Genomic DNA, 1,019 nt, shown 5'->3' with positions numbered 1-1,019 from the left:
TGACGGACGGCGGGCCGCAGGCCGTCGGCGCCCTCGCCCGCGAGCTGGCCGCCGGCGCCGTCCGGGAGGGCTGAGCATGACCGCCCTGGCCTCCCTGGCGTCCCCCGCCGCCCTCGCACCCCTGGCCGCGTTCCCCGCCCCCACCTGGGACGGCTTCGAGATCGGCCCGGTGAAGATCCACGCGTACGCGCTGAGCATCATCCTGGGCATCGTCCTGGCGCTGTGGCTCGCCGAGCGTCGGTGGCGCGCCCGCGGCGGCCCCGAGGACCGTGTGCTCGACATCGCCCTGTGGGCCATCCCGTTCGGCTTCGTGGGCGGTCGGCTCTACCACGTGTTCTCCTCACCGGACCGGTACTTCGGCCCCGGCTTCGACGGCACGGGCGACCCGATCCAGATCCTGTACGTGTGGAACGGTGGACTGGGCATCTGGGGCGCGATCGCCCTCGGCGCCGTGGGCGCGTGGATCGCGTGCCGCCGCTACGGGCTGCGGCTGACGGCCTTCGGCGACGTCGTCGCGCCGGGCATCCTGCTGGCCCAGGCCATCGGCCGGTGGGGCAACTGGTTCAACCAGGAGCTCTTCGGCGGCCCGACGACCCTGCCCTGGGGGCTCGAGGTCGACCCGGCCAGCCCGAACTTCCCGGCCGGCTACGCCCCGGACACGCTGTTCCACCCCACGTTCCTCTACGAGTGCCTGTGGAACCTGGCCGGGGTCGCGCTGCTGCTCCTCGTGGACCGCGCGCTGCACCTGCGCCACGGCCTCATGCTGTGGTCCTACGTCGCCTGGTACACCGCGGGCCGCACGTGGATCGAGATGCTGCGCATCGACGACGCCGAGATGGTCACGCTCTTCGGCGTCACCCAGCGGCTCAACGTGTGGACGTCCCTGCTGGTGTTCGTCATCGCCCTCGCGTTCATCGTCGGGATCCTGCTGCGCCATCGCGGCGCGGCCGCCGGCCCCCACGCCCACCAGAGCGTGTGGCGCGCCGGACACGCCCCCGAGGGCGACGACGGCGCCGCCG

At 73.5% G+C, this 1,019-nt stretch carries 1 protein-coding gene; it reads left to right on the top strand.

The features are described from left to right. Nucleotides 1-76 precede the first annotated feature (76 nt). A partial coding sequence (gene lgt, locus HMPREF3105_RS09545; protein ID WP_070709405.1) for a prolipoprotein diacylglyceryl transferase occupies nt 77-1,019 on the top strand: 943 nt, incomplete at its 3' end.

This window comes from Micrococcus sp. HMSC31B01 (genome assembly GCF_001816085.1).
Classification (GTDB): Bacteria; Actinomycetota; Actinomycetes; order Actinomycetales; family Micrococcaceae; genus Micrococcus; species Micrococcus luteus.
Note: the sequence above shows the minus strand (reverse complement) of the source record. Positions and strands in the feature narration are given on the sequence as shown.